The sequence below is a fragment of the Luteibacter sp. NPDC031894 genome, from assembly GCF_050273135.1.
Lineage (GTDB): Bacteria > Pseudomonadota > Gammaproteobacteria > Xanthomonadales > Rhodanobacteraceae > Luteibacter.
In genome coordinates, this window is record NZ_JBNNMV010000002.1 from 770,380 (window position 1) to 787,708 (window position 17,329).

Annotated in this window: 18 protein-coding genes; 9 read left to right on the forward strand and 9 right to left on the reverse strand. The window is 66.9% G+C overall.

Annotated elements, in window-relative coordinates; translation table 11 throughout:
* Positions 1-2 precede the first annotated feature (2 nt).
* On the reverse strand, positions 3-1,556 hold the full coding sequence (locus tag ACQKIE_RS09380) for a DHA2 family efflux MFS transporter permease subunit (protein WP_427458236.1): 1,554 nt from the start codon (positions 1,554-1,556) through the stop codon (positions 3-5).
* A 97-nt stretch (positions 1,557-1,653) separates the two neighbouring features.
* On the opposite strand from ACQKIE_RS09380, the gene ACQKIE_RS09385 reads away from it, so the two are divergent.
* The 3 genes from ACQKIE_RS09385 to ACQKIE_RS09395 all read left to right on the forward strand — a co-directional run bounded on the left by ACQKIE_RS09385 (position 1,654) and on the right by ACQKIE_RS09395 (position 3,675).
* A complete protein-coding gene (locus ACQKIE_RS09385; RefSeq protein WP_427458238.1) occupies positions 1,654-1,788 on the forward strand; it encodes a hypothetical protein in 135 nt (44 codons plus the stop codon).
* 76 nt (positions 1,789-1,864) lie between these two features.
* Entirely contained in the window at positions 1,865-3,328 is a 1,464-nt protein-coding gene (locus ACQKIE_RS09390) for an alpha-L-fucosidase (protein ID WP_427458240.1), read from the forward strand.
* An 80-nt stretch (positions 3,329-3,408) separates the two neighbouring features.
* On the forward strand, positions 3,409-3,675 hold the full coding sequence (locus tag ACQKIE_RS09395) for a DksA/TraR family C4-type zinc finger protein (protein ID WP_427458242.1): 267 nt from the start codon (positions 3,409-3,411) through the stop codon (positions 3,673-3,675).
* 37 nt (positions 3,676-3,712) lie between these two features.
* Here the strand turns inward: ACQKIE_RS09395 and ACQKIE_RS09400 are convergent, their stop codons facing one another.
* Both ACQKIE_RS09400 and ACQKIE_RS09405 read right to left on the reverse strand, forming a co-directional pair.
* Entirely contained in the window at positions 3,713-4,423 is a 711-nt protein-coding gene (locus ACQKIE_RS09400) for a DUF899 family protein (protein ID WP_427458244.1), read from the reverse strand.
* Positions 4,424-4,440: 17 nt separating this feature from the next.
* Positions 4,441-5,100 (reverse strand): glutathione S-transferase family protein, encoded by a 660-nt coding sequence (locus ACQKIE_RS09405; RefSeq protein ID WP_427458246.1) that lies wholly within the window; start codon positions 5,098-5,100, stop codon positions 4,441-4,443.
* Positions 5,101-5,282: 182 nt separating this feature from the next.
* Between ACQKIE_RS09405 and ACQKIE_RS09410 the strand changes: the two genes are divergently transcribed.
* Both ACQKIE_RS09410 and ACQKIE_RS09415 read left to right on the forward strand, forming a co-directional pair.
* A complete protein-coding gene (locus ACQKIE_RS09410) occupies positions 5,283-6,314 on the forward strand; it encodes a L,D-transpeptidase (protein ID WP_427458248.1) in 1,032 nt (343 codons plus the stop codon).
* 101 nt (positions 6,315-6,415) lie between these two features.
* A complete protein-coding gene (locus ACQKIE_RS09415) occupies positions 6,416-7,210 on the forward strand; it encodes an OBAP family protein (RefSeq protein WP_427458250.1) in 795 nt (264 codons plus the stop codon).
* A gap of 4 nt (positions 7,211-7,214) precedes the next feature.
* Here ACQKIE_RS09415 and ACQKIE_RS09420 read toward each other — a convergent pair whose 3' ends face one another.
* Together ACQKIE_RS09420 and ACQKIE_RS09425 are read right to left on the reverse strand one after the other, a co-directional pair.
* Complete coding sequence (locus ACQKIE_RS09420) at positions 7,215-7,964, reverse strand: LytR/AlgR family response regulator transcription factor (protein WP_427458252.1); 750 nt, start codon at positions 7,962-7,964, stop codon at positions 7,215-7,217.
* Positions 7,961-9,049, reverse strand: coding sequence for a sensor histidine kinase (locus tag ACQKIE_RS09425; protein WP_427458254.1), 1,089 nt, complete (start codon positions 9,047-9,049; stop codon positions 7,961-7,963). The genes ACQKIE_RS09420 and ACQKIE_RS09425 overlap by 4 nt, the downstream gene beginning before the upstream one ends.
* Positions 9,050-9,215: 166 nt before the next feature.
* Here ACQKIE_RS09425 and ACQKIE_RS09430 point away from each other — a divergent pair, with 166 nt between their 5' ends.
* The 4 genes from ACQKIE_RS09430 (at position 9,216) to ACQKIE_RS09445 (ending at position 13,962) form a co-directional block, all read left to right on the forward strand.
* On the forward strand, positions 9,216-9,725 hold the full coding sequence (locus tag ACQKIE_RS09430) for a hypothetical protein (protein WP_427458256.1): 510 nt from the start codon (positions 9,216-9,218) through the stop codon (positions 9,723-9,725).
* A 160-nt stretch (positions 9,726-9,885) separates the two neighbouring features.
* Positions 9,886-12,081 (forward strand): TIR domain-containing protein, encoded by a 2,196-nt coding sequence (locus tag ACQKIE_RS09435; RefSeq protein ID WP_427458258.1) that lies wholly within the window; start codon positions 9,886-9,888, stop codon positions 12,079-12,081.
* Positions 12,082-12,109: 28 nt separating this feature from the next.
* Complete coding sequence (locus ACQKIE_RS09440) at positions 12,110-12,247, forward strand: hypothetical protein (protein WP_427458260.1); 138 nt, start codon at positions 12,110-12,112, stop codon at positions 12,245-12,247.
* 29 nt (positions 12,248-12,276) lie between these two features.
* A complete protein-coding gene (locus ACQKIE_RS09445; protein ID WP_427458262.1) occupies positions 12,277-13,962 on the forward strand; it encodes a hypothetical protein in 1,686 nt (561 codons plus the stop codon).
* Positions 13,963-13,972: 10 nt separating this feature from the next.
* Here ACQKIE_RS09445 and ACQKIE_RS09450 read toward each other — a convergent pair whose 3' ends face one another.
* From ACQKIE_RS09450 to ACQKIE_RS09465, 4 genes are all read right to left on the reverse strand, one after another.
* Positions 13,973-14,737, reverse strand: coding sequence for an SDR family oxidoreductase (locus ACQKIE_RS09450; protein WP_427458264.1), 765 nt, complete (start codon positions 14,735-14,737; stop codon positions 13,973-13,975).
* Positions 14,738-14,752: 15 nt separating this feature from the next.
* Positions 14,753-15,622 (reverse strand): hypothetical protein, encoded by an 870-nt coding sequence (locus ACQKIE_RS09455; protein ID WP_427458266.1) that lies wholly within the window; start codon positions 15,620-15,622, stop codon positions 14,753-14,755.
* On the reverse strand, positions 15,547-16,461 hold the full coding sequence (locus tag ACQKIE_RS09460; protein WP_427458268.1) for a sensor histidine kinase: 915 nt from the start codon (positions 16,459-16,461) through the stop codon (positions 15,547-15,549). The genes ACQKIE_RS09455 and ACQKIE_RS09460 overlap by 76 nt, the downstream gene beginning before the upstream one ends.
* A 117-nt stretch (positions 16,462-16,578) precedes the next feature.
* Entirely contained in the window at positions 16,579-17,115 is a 537-nt protein-coding gene (locus tag ACQKIE_RS09465) for a hypothetical protein (RefSeq protein ID WP_427458270.1), read from the reverse strand.
* Positions 17,116-17,329: the final 214 nt, after the last annotated feature.

Here is a 17,329-nt window from a genome sequence, read left to right on the forward strand (position 1 = left end):
CATCACACGTCGCTTCGGCGATCGGGGCCGCGTAGTGCGAAGGCGGTGACGACGGCCGAGAGGACAGCGAGTGCCGCCGACACCAGCATGACCGCGCGGAAGCCCGCCACGAAGGCGTCGTCGATGGCGCGACGGGCCAGCGGTTCGGAAACCTGGATGCCCGCCAGCTTGGCCCTCTGCGCCGTGATGCGTTCAACGACGTCGCGCGGCAGGTCGATCGCGGCGAGGCGCACGTCGAGCGTCGTATCGAAGGCATGCGTGAGGATGGCGCCGAAGACGGCGATGGCAAGCAGGCCCGCGGCTCGTGACACGGCGTTGTTCACGCCGGATGCGGTGCCCGCGAGCGAGGGTGGCAACGCATTCATGACGGTCGTGGTGAGCGGCGCGACCACGATGCTCATGCCGAAGCCCAGCACGCAACTGGCGGGGAAGAACGTGGTCCAGTAGCTGTCGCCGACACCGGGTATCGCATACATGACGAAGCCCGCGGCGGCGACGAGCGGCCCGACCACCAGCGGCAGTCGGGCGCCCACCCGGTCCACGAGCTGGCCTGTCCAGCGCGACAGCGCGAACATGATCACGACGAAAGGCAGCAGCGACGCACCCGCGCCTGTCGCTCCGTAGCCTTGTACCTGGATGAAGTTGAGCGGCACGAAGAAGAGGCTGCCACCGAGGGCGGCATAGAGTAGGAGGGTGAGCGCATTGGCCGCCGCAAAATCGCGATTGCGGAACAGCGTCAGCGGAAGCATGGGCGCCGTCGAGCGGCGCTCGACGATCACGAAAGCGACGACCGCCGCGATGCCCACGCCCGCCGCGACGAGCACCGAGGGAGCGGTCCAGCCGCGCAGCGGCGCCTCGATGAGGGCATACACCACTCCCGTCAGTCCGAGCGTGGCGAACACCGCACCGCCGATGTCGAGGCGGCCGGCGTGCGCGCCATGGCTCTCCGGCACCCGCCAAAGGCAAATCGCCACCAGGACGATGCCCAGCGGCAAGTTGATCAGAAAAGCCCAATGCCAGGACACGTACTCGACGAGGTAACCACCGAGCACGGGCCCGGCGGCCGCCGTGATACCGCTGAAGGCGGACCAGGTACCGATGGCCGCGCCGCGGCGCTCCTTGGGATAGGCGCTGCTGATCAGGGCGAGGCTGCCAGGTACGAGCAGCGCCGCCCCGAAGCCCTGCAACGCGCGCGCGCCGATGAGTACCCCGATAGAGGGCGACAGGGCGCAGGCCAGCGAGGCCAACGTGAAGACCACGGTGCCCATGACGAAGACGCGTCGCCTGCCGAAGCGGTCACCGAGCACGCCGCCGACGAGGAGCAGGGCCGATAGCAGGAGCGCATAGGCTTCCATCACCCATTGCGCATCCGCCGTGGTGGCATCCAGCGATTGCTGTATCGCCGGTAGTGCGACGTTGACGATCGTGCCGTCGACGAAGGCCATGCCGGAGCCCACGATCGCCGCGACGAGGGTCCAGCGGCGTGCGGATTCGCTGCAGGTGACGGCCTCGTCGTCGGAGAGGGCGTCGGGGGGCAGGGTGCTGGCCGAGTTCATGGTCGACCAGCCTACAGCGTCGCGGGCTGTCACGCCTTGCATGACGCGGCCTCAACGACGACCACGGCACACTCATGCCTCCCGACGGAGCAAAGCCATGAAAGATCGCGAAACCTACGACGATCCGACCACGGGCACCGGCGATCCGGCTCACGGCGACGGCGAGAAGCCTGATGAGCCGGTAACCACCGGTTCCGGCGACCCGCAGCACAAGCGCAAGCAAGACGAGTGAGCGCGGCCATGCTGCATTGACACGGGCACCGCCCCCGGCGACAGTCGAAATCCGACGACGCAGTGAGGACGGTGCATTGAATCGACGTGACTTCGCGAAAGCCGTGGCCGTGGCGGGAACGCTCGCCGGTGGCATGGGCTCCGCTCTCCGTGCCATCGCCGCGACGCCGTCGCCGCCACCTTCGACACGTCATGTGGCCGTGGACCCGGCGCGGCTGCAGTCCCTGCAACAGGCGTTCCTCGACCTGCGCTTCGGCATGTTCATCCACTTGAACATGGCCACCTTCGAAGAGCGCGAATGGGGCGACCCGACGTTGTCGCCGACGCTATTCGATCCCCGCCACCTCGATACCGACCAGTGGGCACGCGCGGCGAAATCCGCCAACATGGGTTACGCCTGCCTCACCACCAAGCACCACGACGGCTTCTGCCTGTGGCCCACGAAGACGGGCAGTGCGAACGTCATGCAGTCGTCGTACCCGCACGACGTCGTGCAGCGATACGTGGATTCGTTCCGCAAGGCGGGCCTCAAGGTCTGCCTGTACTTCTCCATCCTCGATCTGCGCCAGGACATCCGCGCACGCACCGTCACGCCGGAAAAGATCGCGCTGATCAAGGCGCAGATCACCGAGCTGCTCACGCAATACGGGCCCCTGACAGCCCTGATCCTGGACGGCTGGAACGCCTCGTGGTCGCGGATTTCCTACGCCGAGCTGCCGTACCGCGAGATCTACGACCTCGTGAAGTCGCTGCAGCCGGATTGCCTGCTCACCGACCACAACGCGGGCAGCTACCCCGGCACGGCGTTGTATTACACGGACATCAAGCAGTACGAGCAGCACGCCGGGCAGAAAATTCCGTCGGACAGCCCGGTGCCGTCGCAGTCCGGCACGACGCTACAGAGCGATTGGTTCTGGAAAAAGGCGTACCCGACCTCCGAACTGGCTCCGGCGCGGACGATCGTCGAGGAATGGCTGAAGCCGTTCAACCAGAACCACTGCAACCTCATCCTCAACGTGGCACCGAACCGCGATGGCCGCTTCGACGACAACGCCGTGGCGCGTCTCGCGGAAATCGGCCGTCTCTGGAAGAATACGGGCCCGGCCTCCAGGATCGGCCGCTCCGTCACGATCACGACGCCTGACCTCGCTGCCGGCAAACCCGCCTGGGCAAGTGCGAGCGACGAGGCGGTCGGACCCGATCAGGCTTTCGACGACAACTTCCGTAGTTATTGGCTAGCCGACCGTGGCAAGGAAGATGCCTGGATCGAAGTGCGCTTCGACCAACCCGTGTCGTTCAACACGCTGTCGATCGTCGAGCCCCTGCATGCGGAAGGCTACGGCGATACGAGCCGGATCGCGTCCTACAAGGTCGAAGTGGAGCGTGACGGCGCCTGGACCGAACTCGTCGCCGGCACCACACCAGCGCACTACCAGTTCCACGAGATCCCGCGCACCACGGCGAGCCGCGTCCGGCTGAGCGTGAAGGGCAGGCAGCCCGGCATCACTGAATTCGGCCTCTACGACGAGCCGCGGGCCTGACGACAGCCTCATCACGCCTTTAAAATCAAGGGCTTGCCACCATCTACGCTCGTGTGATCCGAGCGCCAGGAGGTAAAACCATGGCTACCGGCTGGGCGGGCGACACCGCCGTGCAAGACCAAATCGACGCCACCGTGGAAGATGCGGTGAAGCGGGCGCGGAGCCGCATGGCCAAGGGCCCCAGCCTCGAGCGTTGCGAGGAGTGCGAAAAGCCCATCCCGGAAGCGCGGCGCAAGGCCGTGCCGGGCGTGCGCCTGTGCGTCGCCTGCCAGGAAGCGGCAGACCGCGAAGAAGCCGCCTTCAGCGGCTACAACCGCCGCGGCAGCAAGGACAGCCAGCTGCGCTGACCGGACGCGACTCCCGCGCGGCGAAACGGCTAGACCATCAACGGGCCGGGTAGTCGAGGCTCGGATACCACGAGGGCGAACGCCCCTGCGGCAAGCAATCGATCACCGTCCACAACGGCATCAGGTCGGGTGCGCCGCGCGGGTCCTGCCCCGGATCCATCGTGTTGCCGTCCATCTCGCCCGACCAGAAGTGGCGGATCGTGCCCTCGCGGCGCGTGAAGACGTTGAAGGCGGGTTCGTCCCCTCCGTCCTTGCCGATGGCGAAGTAGTCGCGGCTGAAGTTGCCGTTCGCGTCCGAATAGAGCTTCAGGTGTCGCCATCCGCGCTCCTTCGCGAAGGCGACCATGCGTTCGATGGGCGACCGGGAAATGACCGCTAGCGCCGTGTTCTGCTCGATGTCTCGCGCCTCGCCGTCCCACGCGCTGAGGAGGGACGTGCACATCGGGCACGGGCGCTCGCGCTGCGGGCCGAACATCCAGCTATAGGTCGCGAGGCTGGGTTTGTCGCCGAACAGCCCGGCGACATCGACGGGGCCATTCTCACCGATGAAGCGGTAATCGCCGCGCACTTCGCCGCCCGGCGGCAGGGCGCGGCGCAACTCGGCCACGCGCTCGATATGGCGCCGCAGTTCGATCTCCTCGACCAGCAGTGCGGTGCGCGCCCCGCGGTATGCGGCGCTCTCGTTAGGTACGCGGAACGTGCTGCGGGCCGCCAGTTCGGCGGCGGGGACAAGCGGTTGGCTGCTCATTCGACACTCTCCTGCGATCAGTCGCGGTCGGGGGCCCCGAGGGGGAAGAACGCGCGGAACGGCCGAGCCTCGTCGACCGCCCGTGCAAACGAGGGGCGGGCGAGCAGGCGTCGGCGATACGCATGGACATGTTCGAACCGCGGGTCGATCGCGTGGGTCCAGTCCGCATAGAAGAGGAAGGGCGCCGCCCCGCAGTCGGCCAGGGTGAAGCGATCCAGCGCGGCCCACTCGCGGCCTGCCATGTGTTTGTCGAGCCACGCATAGGCCAGTTCGAGCATCTCCCGTGCCTCGGCGACGCCGTGGACATCGTGCGAGCCCTCGGGCCGCATCGCGTCGAAGACGATTTTCTGCTGCGGCGTGGAGATGTAGTTGTCGAAGAACCGGTCCATGCCCCGAACCTCGAGGGCCTGCTTCGGATCGGCCGGCAGCATCGGCGCCGGTCCGGGGTGATACAGGTGGAGGTACTCGATGATGCAGGTGGCTTCGGTGATCGTCCGATCCCCGTCGACCAGGACCGGAAACCGCTTGAGCGGCCAAAGTTCTGCGAACTCCGCATAAATCTCCGGGTGCTCCGGCGAAAGCATCTTCCACTGGAACGGCGTGCCGTTCTCGTAGATGGCGATCAACGCCTTCTGGCAGTAGGAGGAGAACGGGTGGGCATACAGCTTCAAGGACATGGCGTCACCGTTTTGGGGGTACTGACTATGCGTCGAGTGGACACCTCGGAAATCGACACGCCGCGATACGACCCCTCCCGTCCCGGCGTTTTCGTAGGAATATGAGCCAAACCAGGGGTGAAGCGTACTCGCGGGCGTGCCGGGTGGCCGCTAACCTCCGCGCATCGGAAAAGGGAGCGTCTATGAAACGCCTGCTCATCGGCATCGCACTGTCTGTGGCGCTGTCCACGTCCGCCGTGGCGAGCGTGCCGGTCTGGGGTGCCAAACAATCGAGCCCGGCCGACACGCCGCCCTCGGCGCTGAAGCCCGGCGAATGGATCTGGGGAGGCCGCGCGGTGGCCGCGGGCCCGATGGCCGTGGTCGTCAGCCTTACCGAGCAGCGCGCCTACGCGTACCGCAACGGCATCCTGGTCGGCGTGACGACGGTGAGCACGGGCAAGAAGGGGCATGAGACGCCCACGGGCGTGTTCACGATCCTGCAGAAGGACAAGGACCACCGCTCGAAGACCTACGACAACGCGCCCATGCCGTACCAGCAGCGGCTGACCTGGGACGGCGTGGCCTTGCATGCGGGCGGCCTGCCCGGGTATCCGGAGTCGCACGGGTGCGTGCACATGCCCACCGAGTTCGCCCGCGTGCTGTTCGAAGCGACGAACATGGGCATGACGGTCGTGGTGGCGGAGGAGGGGACGGCACCGGTCACGGTGGTACACCCAAGCGCGGTCATTCCGATCGATCCGCGTAACGGCGCGGACCTCGACCTGCCGCCACTCGCCACGGGCGAGCCCTATCGCTGGACGCCGGAGGTTTCGCCGACGGGGCCGATCTCCATGGTGATGAGCGTGACGGACGGACGTGTCATCGTCCTGCGCAACGGCATCGAGATCGGCCGCAGCAGGATCCAGGTGACCGACCCGCTGACGGGCACGCACGCGTTCATCGTCGCCTCCGGTTACATGGCGGACGCGCCCACACGCGCGGGCATGCGCATGCCGAACTGGATCACGATCGGCATTCCCGGTCACGGCGACGAGGCGGGCAAGGTGGTGGACGAAGCGCTGGTGGACCGCGTCGCGGTGCCGCGCGAATTCATGGAGAAGGTCTTGCCGCTGCTTGCACCGGGCTCGGTCCTGCTCGCCACCGACGAAAGCATCCAGCCCGCCACCACCGGCGCGAAGGTAAAGGTCATCGACTCCAATCCGCCGGGAGCGTAGCGGCCCCATTCAGCTAAGTGTGGTCGATTCCGCCGGCGCTCCACGCGGCGTTTCGCGCGCGTGCCCGACAGTTCCCGCGACGTCCCCGAGGGAACACGACCATGCGCCGCCTCCTGCCATGCCTGCTTCTCCTCGTGCTCGCGGCCTGCAAGGGTGGCGACACGGATTCGCCCGTACAGGCGCCCGGAGCGGACAAGTCCGCGAAGACGAAGGCATTGGAGGCGGGCGCCGCGATGCTCCAGCGTGCGCCGCCGCTCAACGCGCTCGACATGTACCTGGACGGCTTCCACTTCTACAACGGCCATATGACCGGACAGATGGAGGCCCACCACTATTGCTCGGCGCTCAACGAGGAAGTGAACCAGTGCGTCATCTTCGACGGTAACGGCGCGGACGCGAAGATCATGGGCGTCGAATACATCATCAGCGCGAAGCTTTTCGCCACGCTACCGGAGGCCGAGAAACCGCTCTGGCACAGCCATGTGTACGAGGTGACGTCCGGCGAACTCGTGGCGCCAGGGCTTCCCGACGTCGCGGAGCACGAACTCATGGAGAAGCTCGCCAGCACATACGGCAAGACGTTCCACACGTGGCATACCGACCAGGACAAGCAACTCCCGCTGGGCGTGCCGCAGTTGATGATGGGCTTCACCCAGGACGGGCAGATCGACCAAGCCATGGTCCGGGCGCGGGACCAGCGCCTCGGCGTGGACACCGCCCGGGAACGCCAGCAGCGGAGCGACATCAAGCCGCCTCCCGTCGCGCCCGGTGCCGACGCGTGGCAGCACGGCAAGGTGATCCAGTTCGCCGATCCCACGGGTAGAACGCATGACGACGGCCATGCGGCTGGGGCCCAGGAGCCGGCGGAAACCAATGCGCGCTCGAGCAACCCCTGAGCAATCACCGGAAAGCCAGTCGATGCCGATAGCGTCGGCTGGCGCGCAGCTCGGTCCCATCCTTGAGCTGGACCAGTGCATCGCGGCTCGGCAAGAGGCTGAAGCCGCTCAACCGGTCCACGGCCACGATGGTGGAGCGGTGGATGCGGACGAACGCGCTCGGGTCGAGTCGTTGCTCGAGCGCATCCATGGTCGTGCGGATCATGAAGCTTCGTTTTCCCGCATGCAGCGTGGCGTAGTCGCCGGCGGCTTCGATCCAGTCGATCTCCGCGTGATCCAGCAGACGCGTGCGATGTCCCGACCTGACCACGACATGCCCGACTGCCTGCTCCGTGCCGGGGCGGTCGGCGAGCAGATGGCGTATGTGCGCCATTTGCTCGCCAGCCTGACGGTCGTGCCAGCGACGCCGCACGTTATCCAATGCGGCGGCGAAGCGCGCGTCGTCGATTGGCTTCATCACATAGTCCAGCGCATGCGCGGCGAACGCCTGTAGCGCGTAGTCGTCGTGCGCGGTGAGGAAGACGATCAGGGGTGTGGCGGCGGGTCGCAACTGTGCCAGCATGTCGAAGCCGTCCATACCCGGCATCTGTACGTCGAGGAAGACGAGGTCGGGCGACAGCGCGGCGATTTTTTCCAGCGCGTCCGGTCCCGAACACGCTTCGCCCACCACGGTCATGTCCTTCGCGGCACGCAGGCAGACACGCACGCCTCGTCGCGCAAGGGGTTCGTCGTCCACCACCAGGACCTTGATCATGCTGCCTGTGCCTCCCGACCGTCGAAAGGAATGTCGATGGCCACTCGCCAACCACGGTCGGGGTCCGGTCCCGCGCTGAAACGGTGCGCCGCGCCATAACGCGCCGCGAGCCGTTCACGCGTGTTCGTCAGGCCCACGCCATCCTGGAAGACGGCGTCCCGCCGCTCGCTGCCGCTGCCACTGTCGTGCACGTCGATGTGCACGACCCCGACGTCCATGGCGATGGATAGCGTCAGCACGCCGCCATCCAGTCGCGGCGCGATGCCGTGGCGGATGGCGTTCTCGACCAGCGGCTGCAGAAGGAGGTGGGGAATGGGAACATCCCGCGCCTCGGGCGCGCACGCGATCCGGACGGTCATCCGGTCGCCGAGCCGGACTTGTTCGATGGCGAGATATCGGCGCACCTGCTGCAGCTCCTCCTCGATGCTCACGTCGCCATCGTCGCCCGGCTCCAGCGTGGCGCGGAGGAAGTCGGCAAGCAGCGCGATCATGCGCCGCGCCGGCTGGACCTCGCCCTCGCCGACGAGGGTCGAGATGCCGTTGAGCGTGTTGAAGAGGAAATGCGGGGTGATCTGGTAGCGCAGGGCACGCAGCTCCGCCTCCCGCGCCAGCGACTCCGTCAAGAGGAGGCGCTGTTCTCGCCGGCGCGTTTCCTGCCAATGGCGAACGCCATAGTAGATGCCGCTCCATGCGACCAAGACGATGGTGGGGCTGAGCGCGTTGGAAAAGCTCACGAGGAGCATGGCCCGCCAACTCGACACGCTCGGCGGCAGGTGACCCAGCCGGGCCTCTATGAAGGCACCTGTCAACGAACACGCGAACCCCAGCCCGTAGCACGCGGCGAACGTGACCGCGATGATCTTCGCCCATGACGACACGCGTGCCATCAGCCACCGGCAGAGTGCGCGGAGTGGCAGGCTCGCGATGCCGCCCGCGGCGGCCGTGGCGACGAAGTAGAGCACGATCGGCCGGCTGTTCCGGTAAGGCAGCGCGCCCAGCGCGCTGACCGCGCAGTAGACGATCCAGCCGCCCAGCTGGAACAGCCAGAAGGTTTGATGGCGCGGTTCCGCTGCCTGTCGGTTCATGACGCAAAGCTTGCGCTCCGTAGGCGCCGTTCCGGAAGTGACTATGGAACCGCTTGTCCGTCGATCGCGGTCCGCTCGTCGCAAAGCCGTTGTGCCACCCCGGAGGCGCGCCTAGCGTGACTTCGCGCCGCTATCCAGGCGCGGCACCATCACGGAGCAAAGGACAATGAACAACAACAAGGTTTCGAGCGACGCGTGTCGCGTCAACGGTTGGATCATCGTCGCGGCCGGCATGACGGCTGGCGTTCTCGACCTGGTCTACGCGGTCGCGACGGTGGTCCTGCACGGGATGCCGCCGGCCGTCGTCCCCATGGTTATCGCCAGCGGCGTGCTCGGACCCGCCGCCTTCCACGGGGGAGCAGGGGTCGCCATCCTCGGCCTCGCCTTGCACATGGGCATCCTCGTCGTTGCCGCGGGACTCTACGCGTTGCTGTCTCGTCGCATTCCCTTGTTGGGCTCCGGCCCCATCATTCCGGGCATGGTGTACGGATTGCTGGTTTACCTGTTCATGCACTTGGTGGTGCTCCCTCTCTCGCTCGCACCCCCGTTCAAGAACACCGTGGGCATGGTGGCGATGGACATCGCCGTGCATGTGCTCGTGCTCGGCCCGGTGCTGTCACTGGCAGCGAAGGCCGTGCGGCCCGGCGACGCTCCGCGCGAGTTCGCGGCGTTCTGAGCGGCAACCGTTAATGACGCGTGAAAACGTGACACGCATCACACTATTGGTGCTAGCGTAACGCCGCATCCGTCAGGGTCCGGATGCGGCCCGGTGACCACGTTTCTGGCGTGGACGCCGGAAGGGTTGTGCAAACCCGCGTGCATGGGGAGTGCCCCGCGTGACGGCCCAAACTTCCGCGGTACCGGCATACCGATACCGCGCCTTCCTCAGCTACAGCCACCGGGACGCGTCCTGGGCACGCTGGCTGCATCGGGCGCTGGAAGGGTATGTCGTGCCGCGGCGCCTCGTTGGCCAAGCCACGCCTTACGGGCACATACCGCGCCGGCTCACGCCCATCTTCCGCGACAGCGACGAACTCGCCACGGCCGCCGATCTGGGCGGGAAGGTAAGCGAGGCGCTGGCGCAATCCGCGAGCCTGATCGTGGTCTGCTCTCCGAGCGCCGCAATGTCGCGCTGGGTGAACGAGGAGGTGGCGACCTTCAAGCGGCTCGGTCGCAGCGAGCGCATCTATTGCCTCATCGTCGCGGGCGAACCGAACGCAAGCCGGGTGCCGGAACAGGCGAGCGAGGAATGTTTCGCTCCCGCCTTGCGCGAGCGGCCCGGTGCCGGCGGCGAAGCCGCCAACGAAGCGATCGAACCGATTGCCGCCGACGTCAGGCCAGGAAAAGACACGCGCGGCGAAGCAACGTGCCGGCTCGTCGCCGGCCTGCTGGGCGTGGATCTCGATACGTTGAAGCGCCGCGATTACCAGCGCCGCACGCATCGCGCCATGATGCTTGCCGGGATCGCGGTAAGCATCGCGGCCGTCACCGGCGTGCTTGCCGTCGCCGCGATCGTCGCACGCGACGCGGCGGAACGACGGCAAAAGGAAGCCGAAGACCTCGTGGCCTTCATGCTCGGCGACCTCAACGACAAGCTCGCCGAAGTATCCCGGCTCGACATCATGGAAGCGGTCGACGACAAGGCAATGGATTATTTCCAGGCGCGCTCCGGCGAGGACATCGGCGAGCGCGCACTGGCCCAACGGGTGACCGCGCTGGAAAAGATCGGCAGCGTGCGCCTGGACCAGGGACGGCTGGACCCAGCGATGGCGTCCTACGCGGCAGCTCTCGCCATCGCCGCCAAACTCGCAGCGGACGATGGCGACACGACGCATCAGCTGGCGCATGCCGAGGCACAGACGTTCGTGGGCCTGGTCTACTGGCGCCAGGGCAAACTCGAGGCTGCGCAGGCCAGCTTCGCCGCGGCGAAGACGGTACTGGAGCGCGCGGCGGGCAGCGCGCCCGCCGATCTGGCCGTCGTGTTCCAGCTGGCGCTCGTCGACAACAACATCGGCTATGTCATGGAAGCGCGCGGTCGTCTGGACGAGGCGGAGATCCAGTATCGACGCATGCTCGCGTCGATGCAGCGCCTCGCGACAGCGCAGCCCGGCAACGCGGAATGGAGCGAATCCCTCGGCTCCGCCTATAACAACCTCGGCAAGTTGGCGCTGCTGCGTGGCGACCTCGCCGACGCCATGCGGAAATACGCCGAGGACGAACGCATCCAGGTACGCCTCGCCGCCGAGGAGCCGAAGGACGCCAATCGACAGAGCCGGTTGTTGACGGCGCACGCGATCCTCGGCCGGACGCAGGCCCTCGTCGGCGACCCTGCCTCCGGCATGGAGCGCCTGCAACGCGCCGTGGACATCGCAACGGCGCTCGCGGCCCGGGATGCAAGCAACGCGGAACTGCAGGAACAGATCGCGCTCTACGGCACCCAACTCGCCCGGTTGCGTCGCCTCGACGGAGACCTCCTCGCCGCGGGCCGGCTGACGACGAAGGCGGAGACGATTTTTGCGCGGCTCACGGCGATGGATCCGGGGAACGCGACGTGGCGACGCGAGTACGCCGAGACGCTGGTCGAACACGCCGCGCAGCTACGGGACGCGGACGACTTGGCGGGGTCGCGCCGGCAGGCGCGTGCAGCCTCGGCCCTCCTTGCGCCGTTGTCCGCGCAAGCCGCGGAAGATCGCTCCATCCTGCTCGTCGCGACAGCGGCGCTCCTGGCGCAGGCCGACGCCGAGCCCGACTCCGGGAGCGCGCGGGCATTGCGCGAGAAGGCCCTCGACACCATGGCCTCCGCAGGCCCCGACGCCGCCGATCCGCGTCTGCTCGCCCTGCGGACGCAGGCGTTGTTATCGCTTGGCCGCACGGCGGAGGCGACGCCGGCGATCGCGCGCCTCTGGGCGGATGGTTACCGGGACGCCGCCCTGCTGGCTCGCCTGCAGCAACAGGGCATCGACTATCCACCCAATGCATTGTTCCAGCGCCAGTTGATGGCCGCCGACGGAGCGGCGGCGGCAGGTCGGTAAGGACCGTTCCACATTGCGGGAGAACACCATGTCCAACACACCCAGCGACAACAAGCCCGAACGGCGTGCGCCACCCGATGACGACAATGCGAGCGAGCCCCGGAGGGAAACCGCCCCGGTCATCCCCGCGGACCTGACGAAGCGATCAGGGATCAAGCCGAGCTGACCCGTTCATCGCCACGCATGGATTTCACCATGATCCCCCTTGTCGTCGGCGTCACCAGTCATCGCGATATCGCGCCCGACCAATGGGAGGATATCCGTCAGCGCGTGCGCGACTTCTTCGCCGCGCTGACGGACCGGTTTCCCGGCCTGCCTATCGTCCTGCTGTCGTCATTGGCGGAGGGAGGCGACCAACTGGTCGCGCGCGAAGCGTTGGCCAGCGGCGCGCACCTGATGGCGCCGTTGCCCTTGCCCCCGGACCTTTACCTGGACGATTTCGACGACCCCGAGGTGCGCCGCTCGTTCGAAACCCTCTGTGCCCAGGCGGAGGTGGTACTGCTGCCACGCCTCATGGACAAGCCGCGCCATGCCATCGCGACGCCGGGCGTCGAACGTGACCGGCAGTACGCAACGGCGGGCGTGTACATCGCCAGCCATTGCCATGTGCTGCTGGCGCTCTGGGACGGCAACGACGTCGGTGGGTTCGGCGGCACGGCGCAGATCGTGACGTACCACCTCACCGGCACGCTACCCGGGCTGATCGTGCGCCATCCACACAAGCGCCATGTGCTCGGCGGCGGTACCGAAAGCCTGCTCTACCACATCGTCTGCTCGCGCAGCGACGGCGGCCCCGCGTCCGGCCTGCAGCCGCTCGACGCGGGATGGCGGACCGGTGACGACCCGGCGATGCACGCGCGCATGCCGGAGGAGTTCGACCTGATGTTCACACGCATGGCCGAGTTCAACCGCGAGTGCGCACGCCACGCGGCGCGTATCGCGGCCGCCCCGCCGTTGCTGCATGGAACGCCGTGCGCCTCCACCGCCCTCATCGAGCAGGTGTTCCAGGCGGCGGACTGGCTGGCGGTGCACTTTCGCCAGCGCGTGTTGATGGCGCTGCGCATCACGTACACGGTGGCCGCGTTGATGGGCATCGCCTTTACCTTCTATGCGCACGTACCGGCGCACGACTCCCTCATCTATCTTTTCCTGCTCCTTTTCGCCACCGGCGGCGCGGTCGCCCTGCTCGCCCGACATCGCGGGTGGCACCGAAAATACCTCGATTACCGCGCGTTGGCGGAGGGCTTGCGCATCCAGTCGTGCTGGCGTCGTGCTGGCATCGTGCCGGACGCGGACCACGAGTTCGCGCACGATAATTTCCTGCAGAAGCAGAACATCGAACTGGGCTGGATCCGCCATGTCATGCGCGCCGCCAGCCTCTATCCCTCCACGCATCCGGAGGAACCGGGCGACGACGCACTCAGGGAAGTGATCGAGGAATGGGTGGGCCGGTCGGGCACCTCAGGGCAACTCGACTACTACGAACGCAAGACGGCCGAGCGCACCGGCGTGCACCACATCACCGAGACGATCGGACACATCAGCCTCTGGGGCGGCGTGGCGATCAGCGTGTTCCTGGCGGCGTTCGCGACGAACCTGGGCACGGAAAGCAAGGTGATCCTGGTGACGACGATGGCGGTCCTGTCGATCGTGGCCGCGGTGCGCGAAGCCTATGCGTATCGCAAGGCGGATCGGGAACTGATCCGGCAGTACCGCTTCATGCAGCGCATCTTCGCCAGCGCGCGTGCCGCGCTGGATCGAACCGACGACCCGGCGAGGCAGCGCGCGATCCTGCATGCGCTGGGTGACGCCGCGCTGACCGAGCATGCGGAGTGGACCCTGATGCAACGCGAACGGCAAGTGGAGCACAGCAAGATGTGAGCGCGCGCTCCTACCAGCCGACGCGCGAGAACGCCGATCGGTCCAGCCAGGCCTGGAAACCCACCGTACCCTGTAACGCACCTTCCGTCGGCACGAGGCTGTGCTCGTCGAGTAGCGCGCCGAAGTAGGGCGCGTGTTTATCGGCTTGCACCGTGCACGGCGCCTCCATGTCGATAAGGAAGCGCTGGATCAGTTGCGACATACGCTCCCGCTCCGGCCCCGCGATCTCGATGGCGGCGTTCAGCGGCTCACCGATGGCGAGCTCGGCCATCAATGCGGCGACATCGTCCGAGGCCACAGGCTGGATGTAGGCCGGTGAGAGATGCATGCTTTCCTCGCGCAACGCGGCCGCGATGATCGCGAGGAGGAACTCATAGAACTGCGTGGCATGGACGATCGTGAAGGGAATACCCGAGGCGCGAATCATGCGGTCCTGCAATGACTTGCCGCGAAGGTAATGACTGTCTTGCAAGCGGTCGGTGCCCACGATCGACAACGTGACGTGGTGCCTGACGCCCGCGGCCAGCTCGGCTTCCAGCAGGTTGACGATCGCGGTCCGGAAGAAGTCGAAGGCCTCTTCACCATCGAAAGTCGACGAGTTCGTGACATCGACGACCACCTCCGCCCCAGCCAGGCACTCGGCGAGTCCCTGACCTGTGATGACGTCCACGCCGGTGGCACGGGATGCAGCCGATACGTCGTGCCCCTCCGCACGCAGCCTCTCAACGATGTTGCGCCCGACGAGACCCCTGCCGCCGATGACCACGATGTTCATGACACGTCCCTCATGTTACGCCCGGCCGGTCAGCCAGAAGGCGATGTTCTGTACGTAACGCTTCGTCGAGCGGAGCGCCTCCGGAAACTGCAGCAGGCCATCGCCGGGCGCTTCGGATACGAACGACGGACAACCGGCGGCGACGTCCCAGTTGTAGTCGGCGAAGTGGTGGAAGGTGGACTCGGCGATGGCGCGCCCGCCGTTCTCGGAAGCTTCGAAGGCCACGGCGATGTTGAAGTCCCTGCCGGTGCACTGGCTGCATCCTTTCAGGATGACGCGGCTCGTCGGATCCTCGGGCGGCGCGCCGACGGCACCTTCGTGCGGATGCGAAGGCAGGAATGCGATCGTGCCGCCCGCTGATTCCGGGTCGCGCAGCACCGGGTGTACGTCGCCGACCGCCTCGACGCGCTGGTAATCGCCGTTCGCGCCGGAGTGGTAGTTCGGCCAGGAGATATCGGTCGTCACATCGTCGTCGATGCGGTGCCGGGTCGCGTCGGGATCCGGATTGTGCGAATGGAAGTGGTGCGCGGCGCCGACGCCGGCGAGGCTGCAGATCGAACTGCCGAGGTCCATGTGGTCGCGCGTGACGAGCAGGCCGCCACCGAGGCGTCGAAACCGGCTGATGCCCGCGCAGTCTTCCGCGGTGAGGCCGTTCCCGACATCGACGGCGAAGAGCCAGAGTTGTTGGTAATCGGACTCGTGCAGCGTCGACAGCACCGGGTCGGGCTGCCCGACCGGATCACGGTCGCGAGCCGTGACACGGAACGCCGGGTCGCCGTTCTCGTCGCGAAGACCCTCGAGGAACGCCTTCAGGTGACCGAAGCGCCCGATGTGCCAATCGTCGCGGTCGCCTTCGATGGTGGTCTGCAAGAGGATGTGCTGCATGGTGATCTGCCTCGGGGTTGTCGGACTGGCCTATCTAAGCAGGTCGCCGTTTCATGCGCTTGTACATAGCGGTCGGTGGCGGACAGCGGCAGCCACACGGTGAACTCCGCGCCCTTGCCCACGCCTTGCGACCTGGCACGCGCGCGGCCACCATGGGCGTTCACCAGTTCACTGACCAGGGCGAGACCAATGCCCAGGCCCGTGTCGCTTTCACCGGGAACGATGCGACGAACCGGTTCCTCGTCAGGGGAGGGGAAAAGCCGTGCGACCTTCTCGGGAGCCATGCCGCGGCCGTTATCCAGCACGCTGATGCGGGCAAAGTCTCCTTCCGCGACAACGCGCACGTCGATCACACCTTGGGTGCCGACGCATTTCAGCGCGTTATCCATCAGGTTGCTGAGGATTTGCTCGACGCGAACGCCATCCGCACGGCAGCGCAGCGTCTCCGGCGGGTCGATGTCGAGCCGCAACTGCACGGAGGGCAGGGTTTCCGCCATCGACGTGGCCACGCGTGCCACCAGGGCGCCGAGCTCCACCTGTTCCAGTTCGAGAGGCAGCTTACCGACGCGTGCGCGGGATACGTCGAGCAGGTCGGCGACCAGGCGCCCCTGTCGGTGCAGCGTGGCACGGAGATCCTCGGCCAGCTCCACCAAGGGCGCATCCTGACGTTGCACCGCCAGTCGCCTCAGGAGATCGGCCTGGATCATCATCGCCGCAAGGGGCTGCCGCAGCTCGTGCGCGGCGACGACGACGAAGCGATCCTTCGCCGCGACGGCCTCCAGGGCGTCGTCGCGTGCGGTCTGCACCCGTCGGAGAGTGCTGGAAAGTTGTTGGCTCACGAGCCCACCTCATCGACGCATCCAATGCGTGGAGGTTAGGCGCGTACCCGCGCCCCCGGTAGCCAGGGGGCGCGGACCATGGTGTTGCCCGAAGGGCAACAATCTACCGTCACGTCCTCAGCGCTGCCCACCCTGGGGCGACGGGGGCTGTTGCGACGGCGGGTACGTTCCGCCGGTGGAACCGCCCGGCTGGCTGCTCGAGTCGGTCGACGACCCGCTGGTGCCAGTCGTCCCCGTGGTGCCGCTCGAGGACGAGCCACGGCGCGTGCGGTCGTGCGTGCCCATCCCGCTTCCCTGGCGACCCGTGGAGTTACCGGAAGAGGTGCCCCCGCTTTGAGTGCCCATGGAAGACGACGAACCGCTTTGCGTGCCGGTGCTGGAAGAGCCGCTCTGCATGCCGGTGCTGGAACTACCGCTCTGGCTGCCCGTGCTGGAGCTTCCGCTCTGCATGCCGCTGTTGGAACTACCGCTCTGCATGCCCGACGTGGACGAGCTGCCTTGCTGCCCCGTACGGCTGGCGTCCTGGCTCTGCGTGCCGGACTTGCCCTGTGGGTCGGTGCTGCGGCTACCCGTCGAGCTTGCCGATTGGGCCATGGCGCACGCGCCCGCAGCGGCAAGGGACAGGGCGAGGCCGGAAATCAGGATCTTTTTCATGTGGATCTCCCGAGTCGTTGTGCGCCCTGGGTCGGGCGCCATGACATTCTTCAGAGGGCATGATGAAGTCCCGGCACTGCCGCGTGCAGGGATAAACCACTTCACTGAACCCGTAGTGCCACCGCTTCACCAATGTGGCGTCGGCGCGAACGCCGAACGCGGCGATTCAAACGGTATATCCACGCCCGGATATCGCAGTTACCCTGCCGGCATC